Here is a 14,932-nt window from a genome sequence, read left to right on the forward strand (position 1 = left end):
GATGACCCACCGTATTCTGATCCTCGGCGGCACCACCGAAGCCCGGCAACTGGCCGGAAAACTGGCGGCGCGCGCCGATTGCTCGGTCACGCTGTCGCTGGCCGGCCGTACGGGAAACCCCGTCGCGCAAGGCGTGCCCGTGCGAAGTGGTGGGTTCGGCGGTGCCGACGGTTTGGCCGCTTATCTCAGGGAGGCAGGCACTGGTCTGCTGATCGACGCCACGCATCCCTACGCGGCGCGTATCTCCGCCAATGCCGCGCAAGCAGCACGCGCCACCGGCGTGCCGATCCTTGCCTTGCGGCGTCCAGGCTGGGAAGCTGCCCAGGGTGACCGCTGGCTTGAGATCGACGGCGTTGCCGGGGCGGCGCGGGCGCTTGGCGATGTGCCGCGCCGCGTGTTTCTGGCGCTTGGCCGGCAGGAGGTCGCCGTCTTCGAGGCCGCACCCCAGCACCACTACCTCATCCGCAGCGTCGATCCGGTCGAGCCGAAGCTGGTTGTGCCCGATGCCGACTATCTGCTGGCGCGCGGGCCGTTTGGCGAGACCGACGAGCGCGTGTTGCTCGAAAAGCATCGTATCGATGTCGTGGTGTCGAAGAACAGCGGCGGCGCGGCGACATACGGGAAGATTGCCGCTGCCAGGGGGCTCGGCATCGAGGTGATGATGGTTCGCAGGCCCGTCCTGCCGGATGTGCCTTCGGCTGAAACCGTCGAAGCGCTGGCCGGGATGGTGCGTCATTTTGTCGAGCCCGACGCCGAGCGCGGCGTGTAGACCAGCGCCGGCTTTTCGCCGCGCTTGATGATCCGGGTCTCCGGCGAACCGATGATGATGCAGGTCGCCATGTCGGCCTTTTCGGCGTCGACATCGGCCAGCAGATAGACCTCGATGCGTTCATCCGGCCGGCCGGCGGCGCGGCCGAAGATCACCGGCGTCGTTCCGGGCAGGATGGCGGCCAGGCATTCGAAGGCGCGGCCAAGCTGCCAGGGGCGCGCCTTGCTGATCGGATTGTAGAGCGCGATGACGAAGCCGGCGCCGGCTGCCGCCAGGAGGCGCAGTTCGATCAGATCCCAAGGCTTCAGATTGTCGGACAGCGAAATGGCGCAGAAGTCGTGGCCAAGCGGCGCGCCGATGCGGGCGGCGACCGCGAGCATGGCGGTGACGCCAGGCACGACGGCGACATCGACCGTGCGCCATTCGGCCGGGCCGGCCTCGATGGCCTCGCAGACCGCTGCGGCCATGGCAAAGACGCCGGGGTCGCCACCGGACACCACGGCAACGTCGTGGCCCTCGGCAGCCTTGGTCAGGGCATCCTTGGAGCGGGCGAGTTCCTCGCGGTTGTCGGAAGCGACACGGATCTGGTCCGGGCGCAGCTCGAGCCGGTCGAGGTAAGGCTTGTAGCCATAGAAGAATTTTGCCTCGGCGATAGCGTGGGTGGCTTGCGGCGTGACCTGGTCGGCATTGCCGGGCCCGAGGCCGATGACGGTGAGACGGCCGCTCATATCTGGGCTCCAGCCGCGCTTGCCCGACCGGACCAGCCGGCAACCAGCACGATGGCGAAGTAGGGCGCCTTGTCGTCCGGCTTATCGGCAAGTTTCATCGAGACGCTGCCGGCCATGGTGCCGCGCTCGACATAGACGGCGCGCGTCAGCTTGCCGGTCGCCTCAAGCGCGCGCCTGATCTTGGGCAGGTTGCGGCCGACCTTCATGATGACGGCGGCATCGGTGTCGGCGAGGCGGCGCGTCAGCTCGAACTCGCTCATCGTGCCGGGCAGCACGGTCAGCACGTCGTCGCCTTGGACGATCGGCACACCGGTCTGCGACCAGCAGCCGGACATTGCGGTGATGCCCGGGATGACCTCGGTGTGGAAACGATGGGCAAGGCGGACATGCAGGTGCATGTAGGAGCCGTAGAACAGCGGATCACCCTCGGACAGCACGGCAACCAACCTGCCGGCGTCGAGGTGCTCGGCGACCTGTTCCGCCGACTCCTCGTAGAAGCCGGTGATCTGCGACCGGTAGTCGTCGTGATCCTTGTCGATCTCGGTGGTCACGGGATAGAGCAGCGGCAGTTCCAGCATGTCAGGCCGGAAGCGCGCCTCGACGATGGCGCGTGCATTGCTGTTGTTGCCGCGCTTGGCGAAATACGCCACGACATCGGCCTCGGCCAGCACCCGCGCGGCCTTCAGCGTCAACAATTCTGGGTCGCCGGGACCGGTGCCGACGCCGACGAGACGGCCTTTGGGGAGCGCGTTCACAAGCCCGGCCTCGCCAGTGAATTGAGTGCGGCGGCGGTCATGGCGCTGCCGCCGAGCCTGCCGCGCACAATGGCATAGGGCACGCCATAGGAATTCTCGGCCAGTGCGTCCTTGGATTCGGCAGCGCCGACGAAGCCGACCGGCATGCCTATGATGGCGGCCGGCCTGGGCGCGCCGTCGCGCAGCTTCTCCAGGAGATAAAAGAGCGCGGTCGGCGCGTTGCCGATGGCGACCACCGAACCGGCCATGCGCTCGCTCCACAGGTCGATGGCGGCCGCCGAGCGGGTGTTCCCGATCTCCCTGGCGATGTCGTGCGTGCGCGGGTCGCGCAGCGTGCAGATCACCTCATTCCCGGCCGGCAGCCGGGCGCGCGTGACGCCATGCGAGACCATTTCGGCGTCGCAGAAGATCGGCGCGCCGGCCGCCAGGGCTTTGCGCGCGGCGCTGACGAAGTCGGGGGAGAAAACGAAATGATTTACCGCCTCGACCTGGCCGCAGGCGTGGATCATGCGGATGGCGACATCCGCCTCGGCCTCGGAAAAGCGCGAGAGATCGGCCTCGGCGCGGATGATGGCGAAGGAACGCTCGTAGATCGCCGTGCCGTCGTGAATATAGTCGTAGGCGGCCATGCTCATTCCTGTAAATACGTCTGGGCAAGACCAGCCGTCCCAAGCCTTGTCAGGCAAGCGGCGGCGGTTTCGCCCTGATATCGTGCACCGCGGATCATCGCCGCGACGCGGCTGAAGCCGCGCGCGGCGTCATAGCCCGGCCTGTAGCCGGCAGGAAGAGCCTTTGCCGTCGCGTTCACGACAAGTCCGGCTCCATTTTCGCCGCCGACTATTGTGAGCGCTGCCGGGCCGGGATTGGCGCAGCCCTTGGCGCAGCCGGAGACGTGCAGCGTGAAGTCAAGGATGTCGGCGTTTTCGGTGGCGATCGCCTCGGCGATGTCGCGCGTCGCGATCCGGCCGGAAGCGCAGGCCGGGGCGCCGGGGCAAGCCGCGATGCGCGTGCGCGGGTCGGTGGGAGAGGTGACGAAGCCGAGGGTGGCGGCGGTGTGGTGAAGGGATTGATTCGCATTCGCCGGCTGACCGAGGAAAAGCAAGGCGCGGCCGGGGGCGAGGCGGATTTCTGACGTGCCGAGGGCGAGGGAGCTTTGCGCGAGGCCGATGATCTTGTCCGCCGGCATGCTGCCATAGGGGAGGCCGATGCCGAAGGCGTGGCCGTTGTTCAAGTCGAAGAGGCCAACCGGCAGGCAACTATGCTCCACGGCGCCCTCCTCTGTCCCGCCGATCTCCGGCAGGACAGAGGGGGGCGGCGTGGAGTGCCAACCTGCGAGAGAGGCCAACTGCCGCTCCGACAAATCCCGTGTGTGTGCGTCCCGACCTTTCTCGGCGACCATCCGAAGCGCCGCGACAGCAATGTCGCGCGCCGCATCTTCGTCAGCCGTCGCAAGTCGCTTCTCACTTTGGCTGTCACCGGCAACTGATATGGCCCAAAGAGTGCCAGCGCTGACCCCAACCGCCTTCAACCTGACATCGGCCGTCACCGCATCCAGCGTGAGTTGCCCGCCGCCGTCGACGACCACCGAAACCTTCGGCCCAAGCCTTGGCGCCAGTCCTGCACCTTCGATCGCCGCCGTGATCCGCTCAGCCATTGGCCGGGGATCCGCGATCTCGTGTGGGTCGATACCCGCCAGCGGGCCGGTCTCGACCGGTAAGCCGGTGCGCACCGCGATGCCCAGCGCATCGACCTCCGTTGCCAGCAACGCGGCACTTTCCGTCGTCAGGCCACGGATCTGCAGGCTGCCGCGCGCCGTCACTTCCATGATGCCGTTGCCGTGCCGCGAGGCGGACTCAGCAAGGGCGATCAACAGCTTCGGCGACAACCCTCCGGAAGATGGGCCTCCGGAAGACGGGCCTCCGGAAGATGGGCCTCCGGAAGATGGGCCTCCGGCGACCGGATTGAGCCGCACCAGCAGGCCGTCGCCTGTCTGCATCGGCGCCGACAAGGCAGGGCAGGCGCCACGGCGCGAGAAGGCGTTCATGGCGCGACCCCGAGCGCGTTGGCCTCGGCGATCAGCGCGGCGAGATCGTCGTCGATGGAATTGCGCACGGGATGCCAGAGACCACGCCGGCGCGCCGACAGGAAGCGCTCGGCAATGACTTTGGCGGCTGCGGGATTTTCGCGCAGGATGAAGGCGCGGACGTCCGCGTCGCCAAGATAGGCATCGTGCACAGCCTCGATCAGCGCGCCTGAAATGGCATGGGTGGTCTCGGCGAAGCCGACCAGCCGGTCGACGGTTTCGGCGAATTCGGAGGCGCCGCGCGGGCCGTGGCGCATCTGGCCCGATATGAAGCGTGAATTGACGGCACGGGCGCGCACCACGCGTGACACTGCTTCGCCGACCGATCGCGGTTTCGGCCTGCGCGGATCCGTGGTGTCGAGCACGATGACGTCGGCGTTCCTGCCGAGTGCGGCCAAGGCGGCCGAGAAGCCGCCGATGAAGGCGACGTCGGCGGAGCCTTCGAGAATGTCGCGGCCGGGGTCATCGCCGGTGTGGACGAGAAGATCGGCCTCGGCGATGCGGCCTTCAAACGCTCCCGGTGCCGAGACGCCTTCGCCGCCGGCACCGCCATAGGCATGCGAGGTCGCGTCGAGATAGGCGCGGCCGATCTCTTCCCGCGCCGTCCAGTAGCCGCTCGACAGCATGTCCTCGACGCCGGCGCCGTACGTGCCGGGCGAAGTGCCGAAGATCCGTGGGCTGACCTTGCCGTCGGCGCGGGTTTTGGCGGCGAGCGGGTTTTCCGAATCGTCCTCGTCGCGCGCGGCAACGGCCCTGGCGGCGGCGTCGATCAGCGCGATCTGGGTCGGGAACATGTCGCGGAACAGACCTGATATGCGCCAGGTGACGTCGACACGCGGGCGGCCGAGCGCAGCCGGGGGCAGCACCTCGATGCCGGTGATGCGGCCGGTGGCAGTGTCCCATTGCGGTCGGCAGCCGATCAAGGCCAGGCCCTGCGCGATCTCCTCGCCGCCGGTGCGCAGCGATGCCGAGCCCCAGAGATCGATCACCAGCGAACGCGGCCAGTCGCCATGCGACTGCATGTAGCCGCGCACCACTTCTTCGGCCGCCGCTTTGCCAAGATCATATGCGATCGGCGTCGGCATGGTTCGCGGATCCGAGGTGAACAGGTTGCGGCCGGTTGGAAGCACGTCACCGCGGCCGCGCGCGGGTGCGCCGGCCGGGCCCGCCTTGACGTGACGCCCATCGAGCGCGGCGAGCAGGGAGGCCTTCTCGGTGCCCGCGCTTTGCCGGCGCATGGAGTCTGGTTCGTCGTTTGGGACGCGGCCGTAGATGTGCAGCCCGTCCTTGATGGCGAAATCCTTGAGGTCGCAGAGCCAGGCGTCGATGCGGCGCAGCGCTTCGTCGGGCGCGTCGGTCTTGGCGACGCCGGCTTCGGAGGCAAGGCCGGTCTTTTGCGCGGTTTCGACAATCAGCCTGGCGAGCCGGTCGCGGCGACGCCGGTCGAGCCCGTCGGCCTGGGCATATTCGTCGACCAGCCGTTCGAGCTCGTGCTGGTCCTCGTCCAGCCCGGCGCCTGCCAGCGGCGGCGGCAAATGGCCAAGGGTGACGGCGGCAATGCGCCGTTTGGCCTGCGCGGCTTCGCCGGGGTTGGAAACGATGAAAGGATAAATGACTGGTAATGCGCCGGTGACGATCTCGGGAAAGCAGGTTTGCGACAGCGCGACGGTCTTGCCGGGCAGCCATTCCAGCGTGCCGTGGGCGCCGACATGGATGAGAGCGTGGGTGCCGATCGATTTGCGCAGCCACAGGCCAAAGGCGATCAAGGCATGGCGCGGGGGGAGGGTCGGATCGTGGTAGTCGGCGCGACGATCGGCCGAGCGGCCCCGGTCGGGGGCGAGTGCCACGGTGACATTGCCGAAATGCGCGGCGCGGAAGGGGAAGTGGTGTTTGCCTGATAGCGAAGTTGTGTGCGAGGTCTCATTTTCCGCTCTGCCCCACGCAGCCTTTACCGCGGCAATCGCCGATGTCGGCAACTCTTTCGAGAAGTCGAGATAGTCATTCAACCCCAGCCCATCACTGCCCCGCTCCAGCATCTGCAACAATTCACNATCGCCGATGTCGGCAACTCTTTCGAGAAGTCGAGATAGTCATTCAACCCCAGCCCATCACTGCCCCGCCCCAGCATCTGCAACAATTCACGCGGCGTTTGCGGAATCCCCTCAACGGCATAGCCCTGTTCGCTCAAGTCGTGCAGCATGGCCAGGACGCTGGATGGCACATCCAGCCCGACCGCATAGCCTGTGCGGCCAGGTGCACTGGGATAGTCGGGGATGAGGATCGCGAGCTTGCGCTCGTCCCGCTTCGTCTCCCGCAGCCGGATGAAAGCCGAGACTCGACCGGCCACTTGCTCCACCCGGTCCAGTTCCGGCCGGTTCGCCAACGCGCGATGGCCAAGCGCCGGATCGATATCGCTCTCGGCCTTGAAGGAAATGGCGCCGGCGAGGATGCGGCCGTCGAGTTCGGGCAGCACGACATGCATGGCAAGGTCGGCTGGCGCCAGGCCGCGCTGGTTGTTTTCCCAGACGTCGCGGCGCGTGGTGGCGACGATGACCTGGAAGACGGGCACGCCGGCGCGGTCGAACAGGGTTTCGACGCCGGGTTCCGCGCCGGATGCGAAAGCGGTCGCGGTGACGATCGCGGCGGGTTTCAGCGATGCGATGGCATTTTCGACGAATGCCAGCGACGCCGGATCCTTCAGACTGGAAACGAAGATCGGGACCGGTGCCAATCCCCTGGAGCGCAAAGCCTCGGCCAGCGCGTCGATCGGGGCGACATCGGCGGCAAGCAGCATCGATCGGTAGAAGAGAATCGGGATAATGGGAGTGTCGCTATTGGAACCGGCCGGCTCCTCCGAGACCCCCAATCCAGCCTGATAGTACCCGGCCTTCGGCACGCTGACCGGGTTGGCGACGGGCGTATCCTGTCCGGCCAGGCCTGCCAGCTTGTGCACCAGCGCGCTCATATTGGCCGGGCCGCCCTCGCGGAAATAGCCGAGCAGGCCGTCCAGTTCGGCACGCGGCAGCGTCGAGGCTTCGACCAGCCTGAGATCCTCGTCGTGGCTTTCGCCGGGAAGCAGCGCCAGTTTGATGCCGCGTTCGCGGGCAATCACCGCCAGTTGGTCGCAGCCATAGCGCCACCACTCGTAGCCGCCGAGGATGCGCACCAGGATGATTTTGGCGTGGCGGGCGACGGTGTCGATCCAGAGGTCGACGGACATGGGATGGCGCAGGTCGCGCAGTGCGGCCAGCCGCATCGAGGGCANCAGACGTGTGCTCTTCCGATCTGGTGAAGGATAGGGCCACGATGTCCGCCGGCGCCTGCCTGAGATCGACAGGCTCGGCGAGGTCGTCGAGCGAGGCGGAGGTCGTCGTGAGGATGTGCATCGCGGCCCGGCCTGGAAATCAGCCGGCGAGGATACGTTCGATCGCAGGACGGTTCAGCCCCTTGGGGCCGATGACGACGAGGCGCGATCGGCGGTCGTCCCCGGCGGTCCAGGCACGGTCGTAGTAATGATTGACCCGCGGGCCGACGGCCTGCAGCAGGAGCCGCATCGGCTTGCCGCCGACCTCGACGAAGCCTTTCACGCGCAGCACGTTTTCCTGTTCGGCGGCGGCGGCGACGCGCTTTGCCAACTCGTCGGGATTGGCGATCGAGGGAATGTCGACGATGAACGTGTCGAAGTCGTCATGCTCGTGATCGAATGCGCCGTCATGGTGGGACTTGCGGTTCTCGATGTCGTCCTCGACGGCGAGACCGAGCCCGAGCAGCACCGAGGGATCGACCTTGCCATGGGACGTCGGCACGATCTTCACGGCGCGGGCGGAGTGTTCGTTGACGATGGCCTTGGCGCGAGCCGAGCCGGCGGCGTCCATCAGGTCGCTCTTCGACAGGATGATCAGGTCGGCGCAGGCGATCTGATCCTCGAACACTTCCTCGACCGGATCGTCATGGTCGAGGCTCTCGTCCTGCGCGCGCTGCGCCTGCAGGGCGTCCATGTCGTTGGCGACGCGGCCTTCCGCCAGTGCGGGGCCGTCGACCACGGCGATGACGCCATCGACGGTCACGCGGCTCTTCACCGTCGGCCACTGGAAGGCTTGGACCAGAGGCTTGGGCAGAGCGAGGCCCGAGGTTTCGATCAGGATATGGTCGACCTTCGGCGTCAGCGACAGGATCTTGTCGAGGGCCGGCACGAAATCGTCGGCCACGGTGCAGCAGATGCAGCCATTGGCCAGTTCGACGATGTTTTCCTCTGGGCAGGTGTCGATGCCGCAGCCCTTGAGGATCTCGCCGTCGATGCCGATGTCGCCGAACTCGTTGACGATGATGGCAATCCGCTTGCCGCCCGCGTTTTCCAGGAGATGGCGGACCAGCGTCGTCTTGCCGGCGCCGAGGAAGCCGGTGACGACGGTGCAGGGAACGCGAGACAGAGATGTTGTCATGATCAGTCTTTCAGCATGTCGAGGGGTGGAATGCGGGCAACGAGGCCGCGCTTGAGGCTATCGGGCCTGCCCCGCCAGGGAATGAGGCCGTCGCTCGAGGTGGCGAAGAGTTTCGCGCCGGTGACGAGATCGGCGCCGCTGGTCGTGGTCAGATCGCCGAACACATAGCTCCAGCAGCCGTCGCGCAGGATCGCGGCGCTAAGCCGGCGCTTGCAATTGCCGAGGCATTCGACCGTGCGGACGCGAATCTTCTCGGCCAAGGCGGCTTGGCGCGTATCTTCAGCCAAAAGTTCGCCGGCCCGGGGACGGGCGTCGGAGCCGGTCTCGTCGCGACAGGAAGCGCAGACAATGACCGTGATGCCGGCCAGGGAATCATCCCCGCCGGACGAAATGTCGGTTGTTTCAGCCGAAAAGCTGCTGTCGCGATCCAAATCAGGCTCCTTGCCCGGAAAACCCGCCAGGCGATCGGATTATNGTTTCAGCCGAAAAGCTGCTGTCGCGATCCAAATCAGGCTCCTTGCCCGGAAAACCCGCCAGGCGATCGGATTATTGCATTCCAGACGGCAGGTCTCCTGGCTCGCGGGTCATCGCCTTGGTAGCCGCCTTCCCGGGACAATCCCAGTGGCTTTCGGCCTTGGCTCTTCGCTCACAGTTGCGGGGACAGCCGCGGATTTGGGATTTTCAATCCCGCACCGCATTCCCTCTTGGCTCCTCCCTTTGCCGAGAGGAGACCGTCTGGATGGGATTTAGGCTCTTGCAGGCAGCGGTGTCAACGCGAGCTTACGACACCGCGATGTCGGACAGCGCCGGGCCGAGATCGCCGACAGGGGTTATTTCCATGCGCTCAAGGCCAAGCCAGCCCTGCATCTGCTTCAATTCCTCGAAGAGCTGGGCGGCGGTTTCGGGCGGTGCGTCGGGCTCGGGGTAGGCGGCATGGACGCGCAGGACACTGGCCGGCCGGTCGGCCTTGAGGTCGATGCGCGCCACAATCCTGTCGCCGAGCAGGAAAGGCAGGACATAGTAGCCATATTGCCGCTTGTCGGCCGGCGTGTAGATTTCGATGCGGTAATGGAAGTCGAACAGCCGCTCTGAGCGCGAGCGCTCGAAGACGACCGGATCGAACGGCGCCAGCAGGGCGCGGGCCTCGATCTTGCGCGGCATACGGGCGTCCTTGTGAAGGTAAGCCGGCTTTTCCCAGCCCTCGACACGGACCGGCAGCAAGTCGCCGAGTTCGACCAGTTCCTCCAGCCGGCCTTTCATGTCGGCCGGCGAGAGTCGAAAATAGTCGCGCAGGTCGCCTGAAGTCGCCACGCCATGGGCACGGGCGGAAATGCGCAGCAATTCGCGATGCGCGTCCTCAGGCGTCGGTACCGGCAGATCGAGGATCGGCNGGGCACGGGCGGAAATGCGCAGCAATTCGCGATGCGCGTCCTCAGGCGTCGGTACCGGCAGATCGAGGATCGGCTGCGGCAGCACGCGCTCCGGGAGGTCGTAGAAGCGCTCGAAGCCGCGTCGGTGCGCGGTGGTAATGCGCCCGGCCCAGAACAGCCACTCGAAGGCGTGCTTGGCGTGGCTCCAACCCCACCAGCCGCCGGAGCCTTTCTGGCCTTCGAGCGCCGAAGCGGCGATCGGCCCGCGCGCGACGACCTCGCGGTAGATCTCTTCTATATAGGCGGCGTGCTCGCGGCCCCATTTGGCCAGTCCCGGATACATTTCATCGCCTTGCTCGGCGCGCTGCATGCGCCAGCGCATCAGCGGGTAGGTCTCGACCGGCAGGAACGAGGCTTCATGCGCCCAATATTCGAAGACGGTGCGCTTGCGCGTCACGGCGGCGTTGTCGAGCAAAGCGAGGGGATAGGGGCCGAGACGCGAATAGAGCGGCATGTAATGAGCGCGCACCACGGCACTGACGGAATCGATCTGCAACAGGCCGGTGCGGGACAGAACGCGGGCGAAATGGCGACGGTCCGGCGTGCCGGCCGGGCGGGGATCGAGAAATCCCTGGGCGGCGAGCGCGATGCGCCGGGCGGCGGCAAGCGAGATCTTTTCCTTCATGCGGATGCGTCTCTGATGGACCTGTCTGGCACATTGCTGGGCGTGATTCCCATCCATGCTAGCAGGGTTTTGGCGGCAACCGTGTCAGGAGAGAAAAGTGGAGTTTAAAGCGAAGGAAATCAAACAGGAGCGGATGGGACCAGTTTCTCCCGGAATGCCGTCCAGCGCGGAGTTTTGAACAAGGTTTGACTTGCTTCGCTGGAAGTGCTGCGCTAACCCTCGCCGCGTTGCAGCATAGGCCCCTTAAAACGGTTCAGCGGTTAATCTGTCACGCTTCCGCATTAAGGTTCGGTGCTGTAGTCAAAGTGGATTGGCGCCAACGGAAAGCCGCTGCATGAACGCACTTCTCAGTTCGTACCTGCCCATCGTCCTGTTTATCGGCGTGGCACTGGTCGTCGGCCTGGCGCTACTGGCGGCCCCGTTCCTGGTGGCGTATCGCAACCCCGATCCTGAAAAACTTTCCGCGTATGAGTGCGGTTTCAACTCGTTCGACGACGCCCGCATGAAATTCGACATCCGCTTCTACCTGGTGTCGATCCTGTTCATTATATTCGACCTGGAAGTAGCCTTCCTCTTCCCCTGGGCAGTGTCCTTCTCGAAGATCGGCATGCTCGGTTTCTGGTCAATGATGGTGTTTTTGGCAGTGCTGACCATCGGCTTTGCCTATGAATGGAAAAAAGGAGCGCTGGAATGGGATTGAACGACAGTTCAGGCACCCTCGTCGCGCCGAAGCCCAAAGGTATTATCGATCCCAACACCGGCAGGCCGGTGGGGGAGGACGATCCCTTCTTCCTCGAAATCAACAATGAGCTTGCCGACAAGGGTTTTCTGGTCACCTCGACCGAGGCGCTGATCACCTGGGCGCGCAGCGGCTCGCTCATGTTCATGACCTTCGGTCTGGCGTGCTGCGCGGTCGAGATGATCCACACCTCGATGCCGCGTTACGATTCGGAGCGGTTCGGTGTCGCGCCGCGCGCGTCTCCGCGCCAGTCCGACATCATGATCGTGGCCGGCACGCTGACCAACAAGATGGCGCCGGCGCTGCGCAAGGTTTACGACCAGATGCCGGAGCCGCGCTACGTCATCTCGATGGGTTCGTGCGCTAATGGCGGCGGCTACTATCACTATTCCTATTCGGTGGTGCGCGGCTGTGATCGGGTCGTGCCGGTGGACATCTACGTGCCCGGCTGCCCGCCGAGCGCCGAAGCCCTGCTCTACGGCATTCTTCTGCTGCAGAAGAAGATCCGCCGCACCGGCACGATCGAACGGTAAATCCATGGCCGCCTCCTTAAGCGAACTGTCGACCTATCTCGGCGAGAAGCTGCCTGGCCGCTTCGGCGATGCGGTATTCGCCTATGGCGAGCTCACCGTTCACGTCGAGCCTCAAAACTTGATCGAGGTGATGACCTTCCTGCGCGACGATGCGCGCTGCCAGTTCATCTCGATCATCGATGTCTGCGGTGCCGACTACCCGTCGCGGGCCAAGCGCTTCGACGTCGTCTATCACCTGCTTTCGCCTAAGCAGAATGTGCGCATTCGCATCAAGGTGCAGGCCGACGAGGAGACGATGGTGCCTTCGATCACCGGCGTCTATCCCGGCGCCGACTGGTTCGAGCGCGAAACCTACGATCTCTATGGCGTGCTGTTTTCCGGCCATCCGGACCTGCGCCGCCTGCTGACCGACTACGGTTTCGAAGGCCATCCGCTGCGCAAGGATTTCCCGCTCACCGGTTTCGTCGAAGTGCGTTACGACGACGAAGCCAAGCGCGTCATCTACGAGCCTGTGGAACTGAAGCAGGAATTCCGCAATTTCGATTTTCTGTCCCCATGGGAAGGCACGGATTACGTGCTGCCAGGGGATGAGAAGGCAAAGCAGTAATGGCTGAAACCTCCGTCCGCAACTTTAACATCAACTTCGGACCTCAGCACCCTGCCGCGCATGGTGTTTTGAGGTTGGTTCTGGAGTTGGACGGCGAAGTGGTCGATCGGGTCGATCCGCATATCGGGCTCTTGCATCGCGGTACGGAGAAGCTGATCGAGCATAAGACCTATCTGCAGGCGGTGCCTTATCTCGACCGGCTCGACTATTGCGCGCCGATGAACCAGGAGCACGCCTTCGCGCTCGCCGCCGAGCGCCTGCTCGGCATCGAGGTGCCGAGGCGCGGCCAACTGATCCGCGTGCTCTATTGCGAAATCGGCCGCATCATGTCGCACATCCTCAATGTGACGACGCAAGCCATGGATGTCGGCGCGCTGACGCCGCCGCTGTGGGGCTTCGTCGAGCGCGAAAAGCTGATGGTGTTCTATGAGCGCGCCTCCGGCTCGCGCATGCATGCGGCCTATTTCCGGCCCGGCGGCGTCCACCAGGACCTGCCGCGGCAGCTGGTCGAGGACATCGGCAAGTGGATCGACCCTTTCCTGAAATCGCTCGACGATCTCGACAGGCTGCTCACCGGCAACCGCATCTTCAAGCAGCGCAATGTCGACATCGGCATCGTCTCGCTGGCCGACGCCTGGGCCTGGGGCTTTTCGGGCGTCATGGTCCGTGGTTCGGGCTCGCCGTGGGACCTGCGCAAGTCGCAGCCCTATGAATGCTATTCGGAAATGGATTTCGACATCCCAATCGGCAAGAATGGCGACTGTTTCGACCGTTACCTCGTGCGCATGGAAGAGATGCGCCAGTCGGCACGGATCATGCGCCAGTGCATCGATCTCTTGCTCGGCAAGGAAAGCACCGGGCCGGTGTCGAACCTCGACGGCAAGGTGGTGCCGCCCAAGCGCCAGGCGATGAAGCGTTCGATGGAAGCGCTCATCCATCACTTCAAGCTCTATACCGAGGGCTACCGCGTCCCGGCCGGCGAGGTCTATGCGGCGGTCGAGGCGCCAAAGGGCGAGTTCGGCGTCTACCTGGTCTCCGACGGCACCAACAAGCCGTATCGCTGCAAGCTGCGCGCCCCCGGTTTCGCGCATCTGCAAGCCATGGATTTCCTCTGCCGCGGTCACATGCTGGCCGACGTCACAGCCGTCCTCGGCTCCCTCGACATCGTGTTTGGTGAGGTCGATCGCTAAATGTCAGTCCGCCGTCTCGCAGAAGCCAGCGTCCAGCCAGCCTCCTTCGCCTTCAACCGGGCGAATGCGGCAGCGGCGAAGCAATGGATCAAGAAGTATCCCAAGGGCCGCGAGCAGTCGGCGATCATTCCCCTGCTGATGATAGCGCAGGAGCAGGAAGGCTGGGTCACCAAGGCGGCGATCGAGACCATTTCCGACATGCTCGGCATGCCGCGTATCCGCGGCCTCGAGGTCGCGACCTTCTATACGCAGTACCAGTTGAACCCCGTCGGCACTCGTGCGCACATCCAGGTTTGCGGCACCACGCCCTGCATGCTGCGCGGCTCGGAAGCGCTGATGGACGTGTGCCGCTCGAAGATCCATCACGACCAATTCCACACCAACGACAAGGGCACCTTGTCGTGGGAGGAGGTCGAATGCCTCGGCGCCTGCGTCAACGCGCCGATGGTCATGGTGTTCAAGGACACGTTCGAGGATCTGACGCCCGAGCGTCTGGCCGAAATCATCGATCTCTACGACGCCGGCAAGGGCGCCTCGGTGACCCCGGGACCGCAGAACGGCCGCACCGGCTCGGAGCCGGCCTCCGGCCTGACCACGCTGAAGAGCGAAAAGGCGATCCTCAAGTCGACCCGCGACCGCGAAACTCGGGAAGCAGCCAAGGCCGCGAAGGCAGCGCCCGACGCCATCATCGCCGCGCCGGTGCCGGCACCGGCTGCCCCAGCCGCCCCAGCTGCGTCTGGTCCGGTTGCTCCGTCGAAATCCAGCAGGCCGAAGACCGCCGCGCCAGAGACCAACCCGACGTTGAAGACGCCGTCGCCGGCCAAGGTCGCGCCGGTCACCGAGAACGCGGCCAGCGTTGCGGCACCCCTCCACTCGGCCGCCAACGCCAACAAGGCCGCTCCTGAAGTCGAGGCGACTCCAAAACAACGCAATGGGCCGAAGAACCGGGCCGAACCGGGCAGCGCCTTCAAGGCGCCGGAGACCAAGCAGCCTGCCGCCAAGCCGACCAAGAAGCCGGTCTGAGGGACGAA

Annotated in this window: 12 protein-coding genes, 2 pseudogenes and 1 riboswitch; of the genes and pseudogenes, 6 read left to right on the plus strand and 8 right to left on the minus strand. The window is 65.2% G+C overall.

All coding sequences use genetic code 11. The annotated features are described in order from the left end of the window. Nucleotide 1: 1 nt before the first annotated feature. Complete coding sequence (locus X742_RS168020) at nucleotides 2–769, plus strand: cobalt-precorrin-6A reductase (protein WP_023769772.1); 768 nt, start codon at nucleotides 2–4, stop codon at nucleotides 767–769. On the opposite strand, the gene X742_RS168015 is transcribed toward X742_RS168020, so the two are convergent. The 8 genes and pseudogenes from X742_RS168015 to X742_RS167985 form a co-directional block, all read right to left on the minus strand. Beyond that, a complete protein-coding gene (locus X742_RS168015; RefSeq protein ID WP_023769773.1) occupies nucleotides 733–1,497 on the minus strand; it encodes a precorrin-3B C(17)-methyltransferase in 765 nt (254 codons plus the stop codon). The two genes, X742_RS168020 and X742_RS168015, sit on opposite strands and share 37 nt — an antisense overlap. Continuing rightward, on the minus strand, nucleotides 1,494–2,252 hold the full coding sequence (locus tag X742_RS168010; protein WP_023769774.1) for a precorrin-2 C(20)-methyltransferase: 759 nt from the start codon (nucleotides 2,250–2,252) through the stop codon (nucleotides 1,494–1,496). The genes X742_RS168015 and X742_RS168010 overlap by 4 nt, the downstream gene beginning before the upstream one ends. After that, entirely contained in the window at nucleotides 2,249–2,881 is a 633-nt protein-coding gene (locus X742_RS168005; protein WP_023769775.1) for a precorrin-8X methylmutase, read from the minus strand. The genes X742_RS168010 and X742_RS168005 overlap by 4 nt, the downstream gene beginning before the upstream one ends. A 2-nt stretch (nucleotides 2,882–2,883) precedes the next feature. Next, a complete protein-coding gene (gene cobG, locus X742_RS168000) occupies nucleotides 2,884–4,296 on the minus strand; it encodes a precorrin-3B synthase (RefSeq protein WP_023769776.1) in 1,413 nt (470 codons plus the stop codon). Then, a pseudogene (gene cobN, locus X742_RS1000000171920) lies at nucleotides 4,293–7,721 on the minus strand (cobaltochelatase subunit CobN). Before cobN ends, cobG begins: the two are co-directional and overlap by 4 nt. Nucleotides 7,722–7,739: 18 nt before the next feature. Next, nucleotides 7,740–8,777 carry a cobalamin biosynthesis protein CobW gene (gene cobW, locus X742_RS167995; RefSeq protein ID WP_023769777.1) on the minus strand — a complete coding sequence of 346 codons (1,038 nt, stop codon included), beginning with the start codon at nucleotides 8,775–8,777 and terminating at the stop codon, nucleotides 7,740–7,742. Nucleotides 8,778–8,779: 2 nt separating this feature from the next. Further along, nucleotides 8,780–9,208 carry a DUF1636 family protein gene (locus tag X742_RS167990; RefSeq protein WP_023769778.1) on the minus strand — a complete coding sequence of 143 codons (429 nt, stop codon included), beginning with the start codon at nucleotides 9,206–9,208 and terminating at the stop codon, nucleotides 8,780–8,782. Nucleotides 9,209–9,321: 113 nt separating this feature from the next. Beyond that, nucleotides 9,322–9,528: riboswitch (cobalamin riboswitch) on the minus strand. Between the two features lie 29 nt (nucleotides 9,529–9,557). Continuing rightward, nucleotides 9,558–10,832, minus strand: coding sequence for a winged helix-turn-helix domain-containing protein (locus X742_RS167985; RefSeq protein ID WP_023769779.1), 1,275 nt, complete (start codon nucleotides 10,830–10,832; stop codon nucleotides 9,558–9,560). A 334-nt stretch (nucleotides 10,833–11,166) separates the two neighbouring features. Between X742_RS167985 and X742_RS167980 the strand changes: the two genes are divergently transcribed. The 5 genes and pseudogenes from X742_RS167980 to nuoE form a co-directional block, all read left to right on the plus strand. Then, nucleotides 11,167–11,532, plus strand: a complete 366-nt coding sequence (locus tag X742_RS167980; protein WP_010910112.1) for an NADH-quinone oxidoreductase subunit A — start codon at nucleotides 11,167–11,169, stop codon at nucleotides 11,530–11,532. After that, nucleotides 11,523–12,104 (plus strand): NADH-quinone oxidoreductase subunit B, encoded by a 582-nt coding sequence (locus X742_RS167975; protein WP_015317338.1) that lies wholly within the window; start codon nucleotides 11,523–11,525, stop codon nucleotides 12,102–12,104. Before X742_RS167980 ends, X742_RS167975 begins: the two co-directional genes overlap by 10 nt. A 4-nt stretch (nucleotides 12,105–12,108) precedes the next feature. Further along, a complete protein-coding gene (locus X742_RS167970; protein WP_015317339.1) occupies nucleotides 12,109–12,711 on the plus strand; it encodes an NADH-quinone oxidoreductase subunit C in 603 nt (200 codons plus the stop codon). Continuing rightward, on the plus strand, nucleotides 12,711–13,901 hold the full coding sequence (locus X742_RS167965) for an NADH-quinone oxidoreductase subunit D (RefSeq protein WP_023769780.1): 1,191 nt from the start codon (nucleotides 12,711–12,713) through the stop codon (nucleotides 13,899–13,901). Before X742_RS167970 ends, X742_RS167965 begins: the two co-directional genes overlap by 1 nt. Then, a pseudogene (nuoE, locus tag X742_RS167960) lies at nucleotides 13,902–14,912 on the plus strand (NADH-quinone oxidoreductase subunit NuoE); the annotation flags it as partial. Between the last annotated feature and the right edge of the window lie 20 nt (nucleotides 14,913–14,932).

Origin of the sequence: Mesorhizobium sp. LNHC229A00 (genome assembly GCF_000502415.1) — a bacterium.
Classification (GTDB): Bacteria; Pseudomonadota; Alphaproteobacteria; order Rhizobiales; family Rhizobiaceae; genus Mesorhizobium.